General features: G+C 43.2%; 16 protein-coding genes and 2 pseudogenes. 8 read left to right on the plus strand and 10 right to left on the minus strand.

The genetic code is table 11. From position 1 onward, the window contains the following. The first annotated feature begins 48 nt into the window (after nucleotides 1-48). Nucleotides 49-2,187: a peptidylprolyl isomerase gene (locus WKT20_RS03870; RefSeq protein WP_118025968.1), complete on the plus strand. Its 2,139-nt coding sequence runs from the start codon at nucleotides 49-51 to the stop codon at nucleotides 2,185-2,187. Nucleotides 2,188-2,285: 98 nt separating this feature from the next. Here WKT20_RS03870 and WKT20_RS03875 read toward each other — a convergent pair whose 3' ends face one another. Next, nucleotides 2,286-3,506: a hypothetical protein gene (locus WKT20_RS03875; RefSeq protein ID WP_118211995.1), complete on the minus strand. Its 1,221-nt coding sequence runs from the start codon at nucleotides 3,504-3,506 to the stop codon at nucleotides 2,286-2,288. Between the two features lie 363 nt (nucleotides 3,507-3,869). Here WKT20_RS03875 and WKT20_RS03880 point away from each other — a divergent pair, with 363 nt between their 5' ends. The 5 genes from WKT20_RS03880 (at nucleotide 3,870) to WKT20_RS03900 (ending at nucleotide 11,150) form a co-directional block, all read left to right on the plus strand. Then, nucleotides 3,870-4,571 (plus strand): hypothetical protein, encoded by a 702-nt coding sequence (locus WKT20_RS03880; protein WP_118025970.1) that lies wholly within the window; start codon nucleotides 3,870-3,872, stop codon nucleotides 4,569-4,571. Nucleotides 4,572-4,687: 116 nt separating this feature from the next. Beyond that, nucleotides 4,688-5,044: a P-II family nitrogen regulator gene (locus WKT20_RS03885; RefSeq protein WP_022054501.1), complete on the plus strand. Its 357-nt coding sequence runs from the start codon at nucleotides 4,688-4,690 to the stop codon at nucleotides 5,042-5,044. A gap of 51 nt (nucleotides 5,045-5,095) precedes the next feature. Beyond that, entirely contained in the window at nucleotides 5,096-6,358 is a 1,263-nt protein-coding gene (locus tag WKT20_RS03890; protein ID WP_022054500.1) for an ammonium transporter, read from the plus strand. A 103-nt stretch (nucleotides 6,359-6,461) separates the two neighbouring features. Next, entirely contained in the window at nucleotides 6,462-8,651 is a 2,190-nt protein-coding gene (locus WKT20_RS03895) for a glutamine synthetase III family protein (protein ID WP_304231102.1), read from the plus strand. Between the two features lie 291 nt (nucleotides 8,652-8,942). Further along, nucleotides 8,943-11,150, plus strand: coding sequence for a BspA family leucine-rich repeat surface protein (locus WKT20_RS03900; RefSeq protein WP_259320925.1), 2,208 nt, complete (start codon nucleotides 8,943-8,945; stop codon nucleotides 11,148-11,150). A 170-nt stretch (nucleotides 11,151-11,320) separates the two neighbouring features. Here the strand turns inward: WKT20_RS03900 and WKT20_RS03905 are convergent, their stop codons facing one another. Together WKT20_RS03905 and WKT20_RS03910 are read right to left on the minus strand one after the other, a co-directional pair. Beyond that, on the minus strand, nucleotides 11,321-12,610 hold the full coding sequence (locus tag WKT20_RS03905; RefSeq protein ID WP_118025971.1) for an MATE family efflux transporter: 1,290 nt from the start codon (nucleotides 12,608-12,610) through the stop codon (nucleotides 11,321-11,323). Between the two features lie 263 nt (nucleotides 12,611-12,873). Further along, complete coding sequence (locus WKT20_RS03910; RefSeq protein ID WP_117670921.1) at nucleotides 12,874-13,440, minus strand: YdeI/OmpD-associated family protein; 567 nt, start codon at nucleotides 13,438-13,440, stop codon at nucleotides 12,874-12,876. A 128-nt stretch (nucleotides 13,441-13,568) separates the two neighbouring features. Here WKT20_RS03910 and WKT20_RS03915 point away from each other — a divergent pair, with 128 nt between their 5' ends. Together WKT20_RS03915 and WKT20_RS03920 are read left to right on the plus strand one after the other, a co-directional pair. After that, the gene (locus tag WKT20_RS03915; protein WP_117670919.1) at nucleotides 13,569-14,387 is read left to right on the plus strand and encodes a helix-turn-helix transcriptional regulator; all 819 of its coding nucleotides are present in this window, start codon (nucleotides 13,569-13,571) and stop codon (nucleotides 14,385-14,387) included. 71 nt (nucleotides 14,388-14,458) lie between these two features. Continuing rightward, nucleotides 14,459-15,079 (plus strand): CatA-like O-acetyltransferase, family 2, encoded by a 621-nt coding sequence (locus WKT20_RS03920; RefSeq protein WP_117670917.1) that lies wholly within the window; start codon nucleotides 14,459-14,461, stop codon nucleotides 15,077-15,079. A 21-nt stretch (nucleotides 15,080-15,100) separates the two neighbouring features. Here WKT20_RS03920 and WKT20_RS03925 read toward each other — a convergent pair whose 3' ends face one another. From WKT20_RS03925 to WKT20_RS03955, 7 genes and pseudogenes are all read right to left on the minus strand, one after another. Continuing rightward, nucleotides 15,101-15,529: a GNAT family N-acetyltransferase gene (locus WKT20_RS03925; RefSeq protein WP_259320935.1), complete on the minus strand. Its 429-nt coding sequence runs from the start codon at nucleotides 15,527-15,529 to the stop codon at nucleotides 15,101-15,103. Between the two features lie 54 nt (nucleotides 15,530-15,583). Continuing rightward, nucleotides 15,584-16,180: pseudogene (locus WKT20_RS03930) on the minus strand (sugar O-acetyltransferase); the annotation flags it as partial. 21 nt (nucleotides 16,181-16,201) lie between these two features. Continuing rightward, nucleotides 16,202-16,648 (minus strand): annotated as a pseudogene (locus WKT20_RS03935) (GNAT family N-acetyltransferase); the annotation flags it as partial. A 4-nt stretch (nucleotides 16,649-16,652) separates the two neighbouring features. Beyond that, a complete protein-coding gene (locus WKT20_RS03940; protein WP_409034943.1) occupies nucleotides 16,653-17,192 on the minus strand; it encodes a GNAT family N-acetyltransferase in 540 nt (179 codons plus the stop codon). 18 nt (nucleotides 17,193-17,210) lie between these two features. Next, a complete protein-coding gene (locus WKT20_RS03945; protein WP_117670908.1) occupies nucleotides 17,211-17,759 on the minus strand; it encodes a helix-hairpin-helix domain-containing protein in 549 nt (182 codons plus the stop codon). Between the two features lie 3 nt (nucleotides 17,760-17,762). Further along, entirely contained in the window at nucleotides 17,763-18,155 is a 393-nt protein-coding gene (locus WKT20_RS03950; protein WP_304241321.1) for a hypothetical protein, read from the minus strand. After that, complete coding sequence (locus WKT20_RS03955; RefSeq protein ID WP_117670906.1) at nucleotides 18,139-18,675, minus strand: hypothetical protein; 537 nt, start codon at nucleotides 18,673-18,675, stop codon at nucleotides 18,139-18,141. The genes WKT20_RS03950 and WKT20_RS03955 overlap by 17 nt, the downstream gene beginning before the upstream one ends. Nucleotides 18,676-18,818: the final 143 nt, after the last annotated feature.

Below are 18,818 nucleotides of genomic sequence, written 5' to 3' on the forward strand. Positions count from 1 at the left end.
CTAATAACAGAACTATAAAAACAATAAACAAAAAAATAATAACTTTAAATGGCAACTTTACAAAAAATTCGAAGCAAAGGACCTTTGTTGGTCATCGTAATCGGTCTTGCCCTTTTTGCATTTATTGCCGGTGACGCATGGAAAGTACTCCAGCCGCACCAAGGTAAACAAGACGTAGGAGAAGTGAACGGGGAAGTTCTCAGTGCACAAGATTATCAGAAAATGGTGGACGAACTCAGTGAAGTCATCAAACTGACCAATGGATTGAATTCGCTGACAGAAGACCAGTTGAACAATGTGAAAGATCAGGTATGGCAAAGTTATGTCAACAACAAGCTGATTGCTGAACAGGCAGAAAAATTAGGCTTGAAAGTGACAGACGCTGAAATACAAAGCATCATTGACCAAGGTACCCACCCGCTGCTGATGCAGACTCCTTTCCGCAACCCGCAGACTGGTATGTTCGATAAAGATATGCTAAAGAAATTCCTGGTAGATTATGCAAACCTGAATGCAAGCCAAATGCCTGCACAGTATGTAGAATACTATCAGAAAATGGGTGCTTTCTGGCAGTTTGTAGAAAAGACTTTGGCACAAAGCACTTTGGCTGAAAAATACCAGAACCTGGTAACAAAATCTTTAATCTCTAACCCTGTAGCTGCTGAAGATGCATTCAACTCACGCACAGAACAGAGCGACCTGTTGTTAGCTGGTGTTCCCTACAGCTCTATCAATGATTCTACAGTTCAGGTTTCTGACAGTGAAATCAAAGACCGCTACAACGAAAAGAAAGAACAGTTCAAGCAGCTTGTAGAAACACGCGACATCCGTTACATTGACGTAAAAGTAGTTCCGTCTGATGCAGACCGTAAGGCTGTAGAAAAAGAAGTAACTGAGTACAGCAACCAATTGGCTAGCACAACAGCTGATTTTGGTACTTTCGTTCGTTCTACAGGTTCTTCAGTAAACTACTCTGATGTTCCGGTAAGCAAATCCGTATTCCCTGCAGACGTAGCTTCACGCCTTGACTCTACAAATGTAAACGAAGTATACGGTCCTTACTACAATCAGACAGACGATTCATTCAATGCATTCAAGTTGCTTGCAAAAGTTTCTTCTCCTGACTCAATCCAGTTCCGTCAGATTCAGGTATATGCTGACACTGAAGAAAAGACAAAAACACTGGCCGACAGTATTTACAATGCATTGAAAGGTGGTGCTGACTTCGCAGCCGTAGCTAAGATTTACGGACAGACAGGTGAAGCAACTTGGGTAAATGCACAGAGCTGGGAAGGTTCTGAACTGGATGCAGACAACAGCAAGTTCATCAACACATTGTTGAACCAGCCTGTAAACGAACTGGCTAACCTCAACATGGGACAAGCTAACCTGATTCTGCAGGTAATGAACAAAAAGAGCATGCAGACTAAATACAAAGTAGCTGTCGTTAAACGTGAAGTAGAATTCAGCAAAGAAACTTACAATGCAGCATACAACAAATTCAGCCAGTTTGTAGCACAGAACACTACTATCGACTCAATGGTGAAGAATGCAGAAGAAAGCGGTTATACACTGATGCCTCGCACAGACCTTTCAAGCGCAGAACACTATGTAGGTGGCGTACGTTCTACTCGTGAAGCACTGAAATGGATTTTTGCTGCGAAACCAGGTGAAGTTTCTCCGCTGTATGAATGTGGTGAAAATGACCATCTGATGGTAGTTGCTCTTGACAAGATTCATGAAGCCGGTTATCGCGACATCAACTCAGTAGCTGAAATGCTGAGAGCTGAAATCCGCCGCGATAAGAAAGCTGAAAAGATTATGGAAGAAATGAAGAAGTATAACTCCATTGCTCAGGTGAAGGGAATGAAGGATGCTGTAAGTGATTCTGTAAAACACGTTACATTCAGTGCTCCTGCTTACATTTCAGTTACGCGCAGCAGCGAACCGGTTATCGGTGCTGTAGCTGCTAAGACAGCTGCCAACAAGGTAAGCGCACCTATCAAAGGTAATGGTGGAGTATACATGATTCAGGTATACGCAAAAGAAAAAGGAAGCGAGAAGTTTGATGCAAAACAAGAAGAAACTACATTGACTAACATGGCTGTGCGTATTGCAGGTAACCAGTTAATCAATGACTTGTATCAGAAAGCAAAAGTTGCAGACCAGCGCTACCTCTTCTTCTAATACTTAGTTGAATAAGAATCCTAAATAAAAACAGACCGTTTTGATGCTTTCACATTCAAAACGGTCTGTTTTTTATTTTAAAAAGCGAATGATTCTCTTTACACTCCCGCATCACTCAACACCACATACACCTGATAATGCGTGGTTGCCTGTACCGGAGTCAGTGGCAAATACCCTTGAAGGATACGCCCATCTTGAGCAATCTTTAACGGATAGGCAGATAAACACCTGTGATGATTTTCCAAAGCCTCCCCCTCAGCCCCGTAATGTTCCACCACGTATTGCCCCGAAGAAGAAGGAGAAACATAACGATCAAAAAACAGGCGAGACACCACTCCCATATTCATGCGAAGATTGATTTCCACACACGGATGCACCACATACCCTCCTGCAACGCGGCAAATCATCATATCTACTCCCAAATACCCTTCATAATCATCCTTCAGCAACCGTTGAAGCGCGGAAAGCAGACAGCTTCTTACTTCATGTAAAATCTCCCGAGATACATACGCTGACAACCGATGCTCAATTTCTGTATTCGATAACAAAAGATTAAGCTTGTAATTTCCATGGGCATCTGTTTCAAACAAAGAATAACCAGCAAAACGGACTCCATTCTGCTTCTCCACATAAAACTCCATCGCAAAATCAACCGCTTTATCATAAATGGGTTCCGCCATCACAGCTCCCTGTACCCTCAGAATACGTGCGGCCCACCCAGCCAGTTGCGTATTCCAACTGGCAGAAGATACTTTCAGCAGTCCTCTCCCACTTCCCGACCATGGAGCTTTCAATACCAATTCTCCTCTTTCCTGCAGAAACGCTTCCAGTTCAGACAGAGATACACAGGCTTTCATCTCCCCGCAAGTCCCGTCTATTTTCAGTAATTCAGGCAATACCTCCAGACAACGCTGACGAGACGAGAGAAAACGGAAACGCCTGACAGCTTCCTCCGAAGGCAAAAAGCATTCTTCTACTCCTTCCTGTCTGAGCCGATGCACCAAGGCAGGTGTCCATCCCCAAGGAATATAACGAACTGAAGGCCATTCTGCCGTCCAAGCAGCACGTGGCAATAACTCATCGAGCCTTCTTTCCACCTCCATGCTTCCTCCACACACCTCTCTCAACTGCTTCTGCAAAAGAGATACAAGAGCCATATTCTCCACCTTCACACAATTTCCTTCTTCAGCAAACCACCATGGAAGAACAGATAAATCCGCAATCATACGCATAATCTCTGCAGGAGACTTATAATAAGGAGTGAAAGCGGCCATCGCCATATCATAATCCGGATTAAACAAATATACGTTCGGAAACATGCTTTTTCAATTAAAACCCTACAAAAATACGAAAAAACAGCTCCGTATTTCCAACTTCCTCCTCTTCATCGTCGAAAGAAGAATATTTTTTCTCTGAGAGTTTTCTCCCGGAAAAACAAATTCGCAAAAAATCAATGAAAAATATTTCAAACTTAAACCTAAAATAGGGTAAAAACAAGTAATTTTGCACTACGGAAAATATAAAAGAAGAAAGCACACCTTTTTGTGCTTAAGAACAGCTAAAAGAAAGTATATTTGCATATCGATAAAACAAAAAGAAAGACAATACAGCTAAATACAATACAAAAAGACACTACAACTAAAAGTAAAGAGTTTTAAACATTAACTAAAAACACGAAAGCAATGAAAAGAATGCAACTTACCGGAATCGCACTGCTTTTAATGACAGGCATTCCAGTCATTTCAATGGCACAAAACAAAGTAGAAGCTGATATTGGAGCTGACCTTGTAAGCGGATACATCTGGCGTGGACAGGATTTAGGAAATGTGAGCATCCAACCTTCTGCTTCCGTATCCTACAAAGGCTTCTCCCTTTCAGGCTGGGGTTCTGTAGGACTGGATAAAGAAGATACCAAGGAATTCGACCTTACTTTTGGATACAGTACAGGAGGATTCAGCGTATCTGTCACTGATTATTGGTTTGATGGCGGTCCTGAGTATTTTCACTATGGTGCCCACAACACTTCACATGTGTTCGAAGCACAAGTAGGTTACGATTTCGGTCCCTTAGCCGTGAACTGGTATACAAACTTTGCAGGAGCTGATGGCGTAAAAGCAAACGGTGACCGTGCTTATTCTTCCTACTTCAGCATCGCAGCCCCCTTCAAGTTAGGTGGTCTGGACTGGTCGGCAGAAATAGGTGCTACCCCATGGGAAACCAGTTTCTACAACAATGGGGCAAGCGGATTTGAAGTTTCAAATATATGCCTCGGAGCCAGCAAGGAAATCAAAATCACAGATTCCTACTCGCTTCCCGTATTTGCACAGGCCATTTGGAATCCAGCCACAGAAGGAGCCTACTTTGTGTTTGGCATAAGTTTCTAACCCAAAAGATATACTACAATACAAATACAATACAACATCAATAGGATTAGTGATTTCAAGAGGCAAAAAAGATTATATAGGATAACAAACAATACAAAATACAAATACAATTTATTATGAAAAAGATTGAGGCAATCATCCGTAGAACCAAATTCGAAGAAGTAAAGGAGGCATTATTGGCCGCCGACATCGAATGGTTCTCCTACTATGAAGTAAGAGGTGTCGGAAAGACCCGTGAAGGTCGTATCTACCGGGGAGTGGTGTATGACACCAGTTCCATAGAACGCATCCTGATTTCCATTGTAGTACGTGACAAAAATGTGGAGAAGACCGTACAAGCTGTCATGAAATCGGCCCGTACCGGAGAAATCGGCGACGGACGTATCTTTATCATCCCCGTGGAAGACTCCATCCGCATCCGCACCGGAGAACGGGGCGACATCGCCCTCTACAATGCCGAACAGGAGAAATAAAAGTTTTACAAGCTACTATACAATACATTTACAACTAAAACGAATTGATATATGGATACAACTATGATACTGGATTCAGGGAATACGGCCTGGATAATCGTGGCCACCCTGCTCGTTCTATTGATGACTATTCCGGGCATTGCCTTGTTCTATGGCGGACTGGTCAGACAGAAAAATGTCTTGAGCATCATCATGCAGAGTCTGCTCATCGTAGGAGCAGTCAGCATACTCTGGGTAGCGTTCGGCTACAGTTTCGTATTTGGCAGCAGCCTGATGGAGACTGACAGCGTCTGGAGACATTTCATCGGTGGTTTCGACAAGCTCTTCCTGCAAGGAATCACTACTTCCAGCCTGACTACAGGCCGGATTCCGGAACTGATGTTCGTACTCTTCCAGTGTATGTTTGCCGTCATTACTCCCGCCTTGATTCTGGGAGCTTTTGCGGAACGGGTCAAGTTTGCCGGTTTCCTGATGTTTACAGTGCTTTGGAGCATCCTGGTGTACATACCGATGGCCCACTGGGTATGGGGAGGAGGTTTTCTCCAGCAGATGGGTGCCATCGACTTTGCCGGTGGAACCGTGGTACACATCAATGCCGGCATCGCAGCCCTGGTCATGGCCATACTGATAGGGAAACGGCGCGATTATAAGATTGGACATCCCATGGCTCCGCACAACATCACCTTCGTCTTTATGGGAACCGCCTTTCTGTGGCTGGGATGGTTTGGCTTCAATGCCGGAAGCGGCCTTTGTGCCGACGGTATCGCCGCCAATGCCTTTCTGGTGACACACCTGGCTACCTGTGTGGCTGCGCTTACCTGGATGGCTATCGACTGGATTTACAACAAGAAGCCGACTACCGTAGGTGCCTGTACGGGTGCAGTATCAGGACTGGTAGCCATCACACCCGCTGCCGGAAGCACCGGTATTCTGGGAGCCTTCTTCATCGGACTGATAACCCCGATAGTCTGTTTCTACATGGTAGCCGTCATCAAGCCAAAGCTGAAATACGATGACACTCTCGATGCTTTCGGTGTGCACGGAGTGGGCGGTATCATCGGTTCTATCCTGACCGGTGTCTTCGCCACCCGTTTCATTACAGGCGAAGAAGGGGCGGAAGGAGCCCTTTACGGTGACTGGCACCAGCTGTGGATACAAGTGGCAGCTACTTTGATTTCCATCGTATTCAGCGCAGTCATGACTTATCTGCTGTTCAAGGTCACAGACAGGATGATAGGCATCCGGGTAGACAAACGGGTAGAGGAAGAAGGGCTGGATATTTATGAGCATGGGGAATCAGCCTACAACCGATAATGATTCTTTGCTGCCGGAAAAGCAACTGTCAGGCTTTTCCGGCAACACAAAAAGACAAATAACAGAATAACTGAATAACAACTAACGAAAAAATTGAAGTATGATGACAAGTTTAAGATTCAATGTCGTTGAAAAAGCGTTTCAGGCCAAGCCGCAACCCGTGGCTGTACCTGACGGCCGTCCGAGTGAATATTTCGGGAAATACGTGTTCAACCGTGAAAAAATGTTCAAGTATCTGCCCAGCACCGTTTATGCCCGACTGGTGGATGCCATGGACAACGGGGCACCAATGGACAGGGACATTGCCGATGAAGTGGCCGCCGGAATGAAACGATGGGCTGGAGAACTGGGAGCCACCCATTATACCCACTGGTTCCAGCCGTTGACAGAAGGAACTGCCGAAAAGCACGATGCATTCGTGGAACACGATGGGAAAGGCGGCATGATGGAAGAATTTTCCGGAAAGCTGCTCGTGCAGCAGGAGCCGGATGCCTCTTCCTTTCCGAACGGTGGAATCCGTAACACCTTCGAGGCTCGCGGATATAGCGCATGGGATCCTTCATCACCTGTGTTCGTAGTAGACGACACCTTGTGCATTCCAACCATCTTCATTGCCTATACTGGTGAATCACTCGACTACAAAGCTCCGCTTCTGAAAGCCCTCCGTGCAGTCAACAAAGCAGCAGTAGACGTTTGCCACTATTTCGACCCGAATGTAAAAAAAGTGATGGCTTACTTAGGATGGGAACAGGAATACTTCCTGGTAGACGAAGGTTTGTATGCCGCACGTCCGGACCTGTTGCTGACAGGACGTACGCTGATGGGACACGAAGCCTCCAAGAACCAGCAGTTGGAAGACCATTACTTCGGTGCTATTCCCACCCGTGTGGCAGCTTTCATGAAAGACCTTGAAATCCAGGCACTCGAATTAGGTATTCCGGTGAAGACACGCCATAACGAGGTAGCTCCTAACCAGTTTGAATTGGCTCCGATTTTTGAGGAGTGTAACTTGGCCGTAGACCATAACATGCTCATCATGTCATTGATGCGGAAAGTAGCCCGCACACACGGCTTCCGTGTACTGCTGCACGAAAAACCGTTCAAGGGTGTCAATGGTTCCGGTAAGCACAACAACTGGTCACTCGGTACAGATACCGGTACCCTGCTGATGGCTCCGGGAAAGACTCCGGAAGAGAACCTGCGTTTCATCACGTTCATCGTCAACACCCTGATGGCTGTGTACCGCCACAACGGATTGCTGAAAGCTTCCATCATGAGCGCTACCAACGCACACCGTCTGGGAGCCAACGAAGCACCTCCCGCCATCATCTCTTCCTTCTTAGGCAGCCAGTTGAGCAAAGTACTCGACCACATGGAAGACAGTTCAACCGACGAACTGATTGCCTTAGGAGGTAAACACGGTATGAAACTCGACATTCCGCAGATTCCGGAACTGTTGATTGACAATACCGACCGTAACCGTACTTCACCATTTGCCTTCACCGGCAACCGCTTTGAATTCCGTGCCGTAGGTTCTGAAGCCAACTGTGCCAGTGCCATGATTGCCCTGAACACGGCCGTGGCCGAACAACTCACCGAATTCAAGAAGGAAGTGGACGAACTGATAGAAAAAGGCGAACCGAAGATTTCGGCCATCATTCAGGTAATCCGTAAATACATCAAGATTAGCAAACCTATCCGTTTCGACGGCAACGGATACAGCGACGAATGGAAAGAAGAAGCAGCACGCCGTGGTCTGGATTGCGAAACCAGCTGTCCGGTCATCTTCGACCAGTATCTGACAGAAGACAGCGTACGCATGTTCGAATCTGCCGGTGTCATGACCCGCAAGGAACTCGAAGCACGCAACGAAGTGAAATGGGAAACCTATACCAAGAAAATCCAGATTGAGGCTCGCGTTTTGGGCGACCTGGTAATGAACCACGTAGTTCCAGTAGCCATTGAATATCAGAGCAAACTGATTGACAATGTCTACAAGATGAAGCAAATCTTCCCTACAGAAGAGGCCGAAAAGCTGTCTGCTGAAAACATGGCCATCATCCGTAAGATTGCAGAACACACTTCTTACATCAAAGAACACGTAGATACTATGGTAGAAGCCCGAAAAGTAGCCAACAAGATTGTAGACGAACGTGCAAAAGCCATCGAATATCACGACAAGATTACTCCGATGCTGGAACAGATTCGCTACCACATCGACAAGCTGGAACTGATTGTGGATGATCAGATGTGGACATTACCCAAATACAGAGAACTGCTGTTCATCAGATAATCCATCCCCTAAAGGATTATCTCTTATTTCTTATTGGTTGTTTGAGAAAGAGGCTGCGACCGTGAAGGTCGTGGCCTCTGTGTTTTCTTTTTGGATTGTTAGCTGAAAAGGCTTATCTTTCCACAATCATAGCCTGACAATCCTTTTGAGTTAAGAAACCCCAAATTTAATTTATTCAGTTGATTAATTCGGCTTTCTTTCCTTCCTTTAAAAATCTTTTTATGAGTACACTGTTCAGTTAACCAATGGTGTACTTTTCTATTGGTATTTACAAATATATGGAACATAATTATGAGTAAACTGTACAAACCCGGCAGTTTGAAAGAACTGAGGGAGCTAGTGAACAATGAGACTGTTTGCCTCGGCGACATCGATACATCTCTAATAACGGATATGAGTTGGCTGTTCTGCGATTCAAAACGTACCGACTTCGACGGACTGGAAACGTGGGACACATCGCACGTCACTACGATGGAGCGAATGTTCCTCAGGGCGAAATATTTCAACCATCCCATAGGAAACTGGGACGTTTCGTCCGTAACGAACATGGAATGCATCTTTTGCGGCTGCAGCAATTTTAATCAGCCGTTAGAGGATTGGGACGTATCGTCCGTAACAAATATGGAGTCGATGTTCGGCTGCTGCAGCAGCTTTAATCAGCCGCTTAATGATTGGGACGTCTCAAAGGTCCAAAAAATTTCATGTATGTTCTGCGAAGCCGAGAAGTTTAACCAGCCGCTCGACAAATGGGATACATCGGAAGTCCGTGAAATGGCGTGGATGTTCGCCGGCTGCACCAAATTTAATCAGAATATCGGCATGTGGGATACATCGAACGTAATAAGGATGGAAGGGATGTTTGAGGGGGCGGTCTGTTTCAACCAGCCGCTGAATGATTGGGACGTCTCGAACGTGCGGTATATGTTACGCATGTTCGACGGTGCAAAAAGCTTCAATCAGCCGCTCGACCGCTGGAACGTGAGCCGCGTAGAAGATGCCGAACGTATGTTTAAAAACGCACGCAGTTTCAGCCAGTCGCTCGATATGTGGCTGATACCGCGGTTCTGCGACATAAGCAATATGTTCCTGTACGCTCCGAAATTCACCGACGTCAAGACGTTGACGCTTTGCTTCCACCTTGCTACCAAAAAGAACTGCCGCGCAAGGCTGAAAGAAAAACTGGACAAGCTCCACCCGGCGGAAGTATACACGGAACTCTCACGCTACGGCAGCGAACACACCGCGGAATATATGCGCGAACTTGAAGCGGCCCATCCGGAGCTGATAGGTTCCGTCCGCACCAATGTGGGAGACGTGAAGTGCAAGCCCCGCTCCAAACGCGAGCTGATAGAACTTCTGGACATGGGTGCAAAAATGCCGCTCGCCAATATCGACACATCTCTGATAACCGACATGGAAGGCCTCTTCCGAAAGTCTAAACGCAGTAACTTCGCCGGTATCGAGACATGGGATACATCAAATATAGTAACGATGAAGCACATGTTTGCCAGCGCAATCTACTTCAACCACGACATAAGCAGCTGGGATGTCTCTAACGTACGGGATATGTCCCACATGTTCGAAGGAGCACACAGATTTAATAAGCCACTTGAAGCCTGGGACGTGTCATCTGTTACGGATATGAGTTTCATGTTCAACGAAGCCGAACGCTTTAACCAGCCTTTACGGAAATGGAACGTGGTCAGCGTAACAGACATGAGCAACATGTTCTCCTGCGCAGAGCACTTCAACCAGCCGCTCGATGGCTGGAACGTTTCAAAAGTTCACAGTATGAAGTACATGTTCTACCGTGCCTTCTCCTTCAATCAGAATCTGAACTCGTGGAATGTCTCCAGCGTTACTGACATGTGCTACATGTTCGATATGGCAAAGAGCTTTAACCAGTCTGTCGGTGCATGGAACGTATCAGCCGTCACAAATATGAGAGAGATGTTCGTGCGCGCATCAGCATTTAACCAACCTCTGAACGATTGGAATGTCTCGAACGTACAAAACATGCGTGAAATGTTCTGCGAAGCGTCGAGCTTCAACCAGCCGCTGAACGACTGGGACGTCTCAAATGTGCAAGATATGCGCGAGATGTTCTCCAAAGCCTCGAGCTTCAACCAGCCGCTGAACGATTGGAATGTCTCGAACGTACAGAATATGTACTGTATGTTCAACGAAGCGAAAAGCTTCAATCAGCCACTCGACCGCTGGGACATCTCCAATGTCAAGGATATGGCCTATATGTTCTGCGAAGCGACCTCGTTCCGATATCCGATAACGGCGTGGTCACTGCACAACCAGTCTACGCAAGGTATGTTCCTCAGGCTGCCTGGTTACTGCGACATGGAGTCGCGCGTCATGTGTCTCACCCCTCATGACGATAAAGCACTGAAATACGACCTGGAAGATATGATACAACAATTCGGAGAAAAGGCGGTTCATGACGCACTGCGGCTTTACGGTGCCCAATACGGTATTAAAGAGGATTAGATGAAATCTAATCCGTCAACACTTTCCGACAAGGATTCCATGTAATCTAAAATCAATTCCTGACCTCATCATATCAAAACATTAATTTTACAATACGTTGATGTTGATAGATAGTTTTCTGACTTCGCATCACTCTAAAAGGGTGACGCGAAGTCAGAAAATTCAAACTTTTAATAGTTCTTGTTTTTGAGATAGATAACAGCGAGTAGTCCAAGTAATATCACATATAAATATTCAGCGGTCCAATATACAGAAAGAGATGTACTGAAATAGCTTATTGACCATAAATAAATCTGATAAGCTACAATAGTTACAGTCTGAAATATGAAAGTGATACGCGTAGCACCGGTTCCGGTTACAGCATTCATATATACATAACCAGGTAAGGCAAAAGCATAATTCAACAGGGCTACTATAAACGGTAAACGAGCCATCTGTATTAAGTTTCCATTTCCTGAATAAATATAAAAAATATAATTGCTGAAAATAATACAAAGAACAATAAGGGGGAAACCTATAGCATATCCTAAACGAATAATTCTGTTACATAATGGGATAACCAGATGCTTTTGTCTTGCTCCCAACAGATTACTAACCAATGAACCGGTAGTTGCCGCCAATGAATTAACTATCACAAAAAACAGAGTAGATATACTACGTATGACATTCGTTGCCGCCAACTCAATCTCTCCCAAGTGTTCAATGGCTACGAAGAAAGCAAACCATGAAGCCACCCCTATAAACGGGGTGAACATACTCCAAATAGAAACTTGACAGACATGGCGCAATATATTTTTATCAAACTGCCAGTTCAGGCCATAAACCTTTCTGTCCATTTTTCGTAAAACATGGATAGACAATATTACCAATGAGCATAATTCTGCAAATGAAGATGCTATTGCAGCACCGGCTATTCCCATATCGAAATGAAATATAAGAAGCCAATTACAAGGTATATTTACCAATACGGCAGTAAAGGCAGCTGTGTTCAAAGGCTTTGTTAGTGTGATACCGACCAGGAAAGACCGTAACGCAAGAAATGGAAAAGAAAACATCAATCCCCAAATGCGCCAGTCCAAATAGTTAATAACCGCAGAATATACTTTCTTTGATGCAACCAGTTGGATTAGAATCATGGGTGAAAAAACTTTCGAAATAGTACACAACAAAACTGCCAAACCCACCATGAAAAGCAATCCCTGAAAGAAAGTCTTACCAGTTTCCTGATAATGTCGCTCACCATTACGCCGTGCAATTACCACTTGCAACCCCAAACTGAATCCGAAGCCGAGCATGTAAATGGTAAGATACCAGATTCCGGCAAGTGCAGATGCTCCTAATTCTATTTCACCTACATGACCTAAGAAAATGGCATCAGTTATATTTATAAGTTGTTCGATAAGAATGCTCATCATAACCGGAAAGTTGATGAGCCATATATTTTTATACGTATAATTCATTGTTCAACATGATAAAATACTACAAGTCATGTCAACCGATGACACAACTTATTTATAATGTAATAATTTGATATAATGGCAAAATAGAGAGATACAGACTTATATCACAAACCTATATATTATTAATAGCCTGTATTGAGAATGCTATTATTATGCACAGCTATATGCACACTTGCCATTTCATAGTGTTGAACAATCTTTATTTTTAGCATCTATGTCACAAAGGTAATGAAAATAGAGACAGATTGATACTTTTTGTATTCTTATAATCTCCCATTATCATTCCATTCCCCATAGAGAAGCCCTTTTCGTGTATTCTCTATAAACTTATTCAAGCGGCTTTCAAAAAGTTTTGGCTGATTCCTCTTGATTTGAATGGTATCAATTCTTACCCGTTTATATAAATCCGGTAACTGACAGAAATTATTCCATACTACAGAATCGGATTGTAATCTTTGCAATATATCCTTATCTATGGTAAAACCTTGCGGTGACATGTCCGGCAGAACGGCTCTTCCAGCATCTTTCATCAGCCCTAACCGTTCCATTCTGCGACATCTTTCCTTGTTGAGCTCCGACCAATTACTTCGTGGCTTTCGTGGGCAAAGCTTCTGGGCTGTTACGCCATCCGCCATTTTCTTTGTAGTGCTGTCTATCCAGCCGAAGCACAGCGCTTCTTCTACAGCATCAATGTACCAGAACGTATCATCATCCACAGGCCTTCCACGCTTCACCACTACCCAGCATTCCGTTTCCTTTTTATGGTTCTGCATGAGCCATTCACGCAATTCGGCTCTTGATTTTGCATCCAGTAAATTATGTATTTCCATCTCTTGTTGTTTCAATTTGCACCTTACAAATTCATTATCTTTCAAGATTAATTATTATTTTCAAAATTCAAAAATAACGAAATATCTTCAATATTTTTGTACATTGTCTAACTGAATACCGAAAAGCAATGACAGAGGGATTCAAATTTTACAAGCCATGCCAATTATTACAAGATTACGTCAGATATTATTGGATATTTGAAAGTAATCAGCCGATAAAGACTTACACCTTCCCAATCGGTTGCCCCCAACTCATATTTCATAAGAAATCAGCTTTATATATTCCGGAATTAAACACAAAGCAGGATCGACTGACTATTAGTGGACAGGTGAATTTCTCATCCCATATCAGTGCAGAAGATAGTGTCGAAATGATTGTAGTTGTATTTCATCCTTATGCCATGAGTGCTTTTCTTAATATTCCCATTTCTGTATTCTACAATCAGGAAGTCTCCGGTTATGGACTGGAGAACAAGAAATTAAATTGTCTTGCGACGAGAATTTTTGATTGTGACGATAATGACCTCTGTATAAGTCTTATCGAACAATGGTTATTCTCACAACTAAGAACCAACTTTACCACAAAACGTGAAGTGGATATAAACCGGATTGCGGCAGTCGTTCATCAAATGTATTCTACTCCCAATACTCCAATCTCAGAACTGGCATCTATTGCCTGCCTGAGCAAGAAACAATTTGAACGCATATTTTTTACGACAGTCGGGATGAATCCGAAAGAATATGCACGAATCGTACGTTTTCAGAAGTCCCTTAAGCTTATGCAGAATCAGACTGAAAATATCAGTCAAACCCAGATAGCCTATCAATGCGGTTATTCAGACCAATCGCATTTCATAAGAGAATTCAGGGAATTAAGCAGATATACCCCCTTATCACTGATAAAAATATGCGAGCCATATTCCGATTTATTTACTACTCCAATATAATGTCTCTTTTATTCTATCCGTAATCAAAGGCCTGTTTTATTTTTGTGCTCTAATTTAAAGTACACACAAAAATGAGAGAAATAAACCCCGCCTTAACGACACGTGCATACGCATACAAAATGTGGATGCAGGCCCCTATGCCAATGGTCACATTTTTCAAGACACTTGATGTAACTAATCTTGTAAGAATCAGTAAAAAGAAAGGACTAAAACTGAACATGCTGATGTGCTGGTGCATTGGTAAAGCAGCTTCCGGCATCAAGGAATTCTATATGCTTCCAGTTGGCAAAAAGCTGATTCAATATGATACAATCGCTGTTAATACAATTGTAACAAACAAGAATGGAGAGGTAAGCTCATGCGACATACCTTTTTCTGAAGACCTGAATCAGTTTAATCACAACTACCTCCAGCTAACCAAACAAGTGGCCGAAACCTGTCAGAACCACGATTTAACGGAAAGCATGGTTATTGGTACTTCTGCGCTCGTGAACTACGAGATAGACGGTGCAGTTGGCATGTACAGCGGTATTTTCAATAATCCATTCCTGATATGGGGAAAATTCAAAAAACGTTTTTTCAGAAAACACCTGACCGTGTCATTTCAGTTTCATCATACACAAATGGACGGAGCTCATGCTGCCCAGTTCTTGGAAAAGCTTCAACATGAAATAAGCTCAACACACTTGTAACCACAAAAGTAGTCTGATAAATCAAAGAATCTGCTTGCACATGACGAAATTTGTCAGTTCCAACTGATTGGCTCTGCACTTTTGTGACTTAACTACTTTGTAGCCCTTTTGTTCAAAGAACGGTTTTGCAGTCAGACTGACCTCCGAGGTAATTTCATCAACTCCATACGCTTTGCCCATCTTTTCCACTTCCGAAAGCAACAGGGTAGCTACTCCCCTGCCCTGCATATCCTTGTGTACAAACATGGAATGTAAATACCCCTCTTTATTCATAGAAGAGAAACCAGCCATCTTACCTTGTTCATCAAAGGCCCCAATAAAATGATGTTGAGACAAAAGTTTTTTCCAGTGCAACAAGTCATCACCACAAGAAGCCCAGTCTGCTACCTCTTCTTTTGTATAGTCCCTCAAATTCACATTAAGCACAGTAGAGCGGAACAAATGCTGCATTTCCAGAATGTCTTTTTCTTTAAGCGGACGAATGTTATAGTTAGGCTTTAACCATTTAATGACTTTACACGGATTGCCCACAGCAACACAATGTGCCGGGATAGATTTTGTAACTACACTTCCCGCACCTATTACACTTCCCCGACCAATAGTCACTCCTGCAAGAACAATACTTCCACCACCAATCCACACTTCATCTTCTACCGTAATAGGCAAGGCTTTCGTTCTAAAAAACAATTCTCCAGAGTTTTCATTCCAGTCCTCTACAAAACGCTCTTCAAAACCCACAGGATGAGTGGCTGTATAAAACTGTACGTGAGGAGCTATCAAAACTTTACTACCAATGTAAATATAGTTCTCATCCATCAGCGTACAATTGTCATTGATGATTGTTTTTTCACCAATAAAAATATGTTTTCCACACTGACAAGTAAAATTTCGGCCAATACTGGAATGTTTTCCGACTTTGCCCAGCATGCGAACAAACAATGCAGTTCTTTCTTCTTCTGACAAGGTGATATTATCAAGCATTGATAAAAGTTCCCTTGTCTGTATAATCATATTCAAAACCTCAGAATCCAATCTATTACAATACTCACCAGACAAAAAACGTTGATAATTACTCGCTTCTTTCGTTATATCTCTCACCATAATAAATTCCTCCTCAGTTTCCTTCATAATTGTAAATCCAAGTTTTAAATACATACGAACAGCATAATTAGCCTTTTGAACGGAAAGAGAAACATGATGATAGCCTTTACTTTCCAGCAGTTTCATCATCTCCTTCATCAGCTGTCTGCCCATCCCTTTATTCCGATATTCTTTATATAAAGAAATGGAAAGTGAAGGAGTTTCATCATCCACATGACCATAATCATTCATAATACGTGTCCACACTGCCCCAACCACCTTACCATCATACTCGACAACCAAGCAGCAATCATCTTGTTCCTTGCCAAAGTCCTGAATATATAGCTTCAGCTCAGGCAAATCCACCACATCCCTTGGCAGAGGTTCAACTCCTTCAGGAATAAAAATCGCTTCATAAAGAAAATCCCTCAACAAATGGATTTCCTCTGGATACAAAGGACGAATAATATAGTCTACCACACTATCCATAGTTTCAATGATTCATTTTTTCCCACTCTTCTTTTGTCAACAAAGTAAAATGTTCTGTCCGCACATCACCCAATGGAGAAGGTTTGCCCTCTTCCGTATGATGAAACTTGAAACCACATTTATCCATTACTCGGCGAGATTTGGTATTCCCGTCATAATAACCACACCACACTCGTTTTACTCCCAGTTCCTCAAAACAACGCCTCAACAGGCGATTGACGGCCTCCGGAATCAGCCCCTTTCCCCAATAAGGGACTCCAATCCAATAACCTATCTCTGCATCTCCTTCCTGCATGTCAGCGCTGTGTACGCTGTCTCCAAACATAATGCCCACACTGCCAACAGGTTCATCGGTTTCTTTCAACACTACCGCATAAGTTTCCGGTGCTGAAAGAATATCACGTATCACCTCTCGGCTGTTTTCTACAGACGTGTGCGGTGGCCAACCGGCAATCGGCCCTACAGCCGGGTTTTTGGCATATTTATAGAGTGGAAGGGCATCTTCCTCACGCCACGGTCTGAGTATCAGTCTTTCTGTTTCCATAATTATGTGCGGTATATTTTATTTTTTATACATTGCAAGATTAGCTATCATCTTTTTCAAATTAGCTTCATTTTCCTCATCCGAAATGGAAGGGTCTTTCATAAAACGACCACAAGGTAAATCCGGACATCCTCCACAGTTTTCCCGCTTTTGTTCCTTACAGCATTTCCAGATGGGACATACCGCATCGCCTGTATACTGAAGCCAGAACACCTTACCTTTTATCTTTCTGCATCCATTGCATTCCTTTGGGAATGACGCACAGTCCACACACCTAGCTCCACACGGAGAGGGATAAAAATAATCATCTTTCCAATACCACCATTTACATTTCTCTCTATCCGGGTTTTCCGTATGAACAAAATACTCTAAAGCTCGGTACAGATAAAGCTGGCATCGGTCTATCGTACACCCACGCAAACGGCATTCCTCCTCATACAAATCCTCTGCTTTCTTTCCTTTCAGTGATGCGATAGAGGTATACCCCATGGCTATCAGGTCTTGTTCAGTCTGTGAACCTACGTTAGGGATTTTTCGTAAAGATGATTTTTCTTGATTGTCAGTCATATCTTATTTTTTAAAGTTCTTATATACAAACATCGGTGAACACAAAGTACTCAATAGCACCAATATCCACAGATTTCCGGTCATAGGATTATATGCTTGACATAATTCTTTCCAAGAAGAACCGGATGACAATCCCAGTCCAAATTCAAAACAAACCGTAAGACACATCCATAATCCTCCTACAAGAATACAATCTTTTTTCGTCAAGTCTTTAATAGGTGGTAAAAGCAAAAATGTTACCACATAAATTAATCCTGCAAGTAATACACCGCTTAATGCCAAAGCTGTGCTTTCAGACAAGAAACGATGCCATACATATTCACGAAGTCCTCCATTTAAAATAGCCAGTGGGATAAAACAGTACCATACTCCTATTACTTTACTCCATTTCATCATTTTTCTTTCTCAGCGATTCGACTACTTTCATTGCATTTCTCCTGGCTGCTACGATACTTGGCGTCATTTCGTATTCCAGCATATCAAGACAGGCCGCCAGTTCATTTGCCAGCTCCGGAACAAACCGGCACATCTTTGCAGCCAGTTTTATCATCATCGAGCGGCTGCTGTCCGATTCCTTTTTGTCGACAGCATGGGCAAGACAAAAATCAAACAAGCCTGTCCTGAAGTTCTGCTTCGTAGACAACTCTATCAAAATAGATAGAACAAGTCCCCGACGTATATGCAAACAAGGCTTCATTGCCCAGTCTGCAATCTTATCATAAAAAGGAGAGACATAAAGTCTTTTGTCTTCTGCTGATAAATAATACAGTATCCATGCCGCATTGTATGCCGACTGTGCATCTTCCGCATAAAGCATAAGGTCACACATCTTACCGATGCCAGCCTCATCATGATGCAACTCGCGAGACAAAGCCATTACCTGCCATTTGGACAGCCTATCCTGCAAATGTTCCATTTCGTTTTACTATGTTTCTACACTATAACGGCAAATCTAAAGAATAAGAAATAGAATAACAAATGAAAAATGAATTCTTTTAATGATGAGTCCTATCCATATTTTTATATTTTTGTATTTTATCAAGCTAACTTTTAAACATC

Source organism: Phocaeicola sp. ICN-14070, assembly GCF_037892625.1.
GTDB lineage: Bacteria > Bacteroidota > Bacteroidia > Bacteroidales > Bacteroidaceae > Phocaeicola > Phocaeicola plebeius.

Excerpts from the sequence above, each read along its gene's own strand:
- WKT20_RS03870 (WP_118025968.1), top strand. The coding sequence starts at position 49 with ATGGCAACTTTACAAAAAATTCGAAGCAAAGGACCTTTGTTGGTCATC.
- WKT20_RS03875 (WP_118211995.1), bottom strand. The coding sequence starts at position 3,506 with ATGTTTCCGAACGTATATTTGTTTAATCCGGATTATGATATGGCGATG.
- WKT20_RS03880 (WP_118025970.1), top strand. The coding sequence starts at position 3,870 with ATGAAAAGAATGCAACTTACCGGAATCGCACTGCTTTTAATGACAGGC.
- WKT20_RS03885 (WP_022054501.1), top strand. The coding sequence starts at position 4,688 with ATGAAAAAGATTGAGGCAATCATCCGTAGAACCAAATTCGAAGAAGTA.
- WKT20_RS03890 (WP_022054500.1), top strand. The coding sequence starts at position 5,096 with ATGGATACAACTATGATACTGGATTCAGGGAATACGGCCTGGATAATC.
- WKT20_RS03895 (WP_304231102.1), top strand. The coding sequence starts at position 6,462 with ATGACAAGTTTAAGATTCAATGTCGTTGAAAAAGCGTTTCAGGCCAAG.
- WKT20_RS03900 (WP_259320925.1), top strand. The coding sequence starts at position 8,943 with ATGAGTAAACTGTACAAACCCGGCAGTTTGAAAGAACTGAGGGAGCTA.
- WKT20_RS03905 (WP_118025971.1), bottom strand. The coding sequence starts at position 12,610 with ATGAATTATACGTATAAAAATATATGGCTCATCAACTTTCCGGTTATG.
- WKT20_RS03910 (WP_117670921.1), bottom strand. The coding sequence starts at position 13,440 with ATGGAAATACATAATTTACTGGATGCAAAATCAAGAGCCGAATTGCGT.
- WKT20_RS03915 (WP_117670919.1), top strand. The coding sequence starts at position 13,569 with ATGACAGAGGGATTCAAATTTTACAAGCCATGCCAATTATTACAAGAT.
- WKT20_RS03920 (WP_117670917.1), top strand. The coding sequence starts at position 14,459 with ATGAGAGAAATAAACCCCGCCTTAACGACACGTGCATACGCATACAAA.
- WKT20_RS03925 (WP_259320935.1), bottom strand. The coding sequence starts at position 15,529 with ATGCAGCATTTGTTCCGCTCTACTGTGCTTAATGTGAATTTGAGGGAC.
- WKT20_RS03940 (WP_409034943.1), bottom strand. The coding sequence starts at position 17,192 with ATGGAAACAGAAAGACTGATACTCAGACCGTGGCGTGAGGAAGATGCC.
- WKT20_RS03945 (WP_117670908.1), bottom strand. The coding sequence starts at position 17,759 with ATGACTGACAATCAAGAAAAATCATCTTTACGAAAAATCCCTAACGTA.
- WKT20_RS03950 (WP_304241321.1), bottom strand. The coding sequence starts at position 18,155 with ATGATGAAATGGAGTAAAGTAATAGGAGTATGGTACTGTTTTATCCCA.
- WKT20_RS03955 (WP_117670906.1), bottom strand. The coding sequence starts at position 18,675 with ATGGAACATTTGCAGGATAGGCTGTCCAAATGGCAGGTAATGGCTTTG.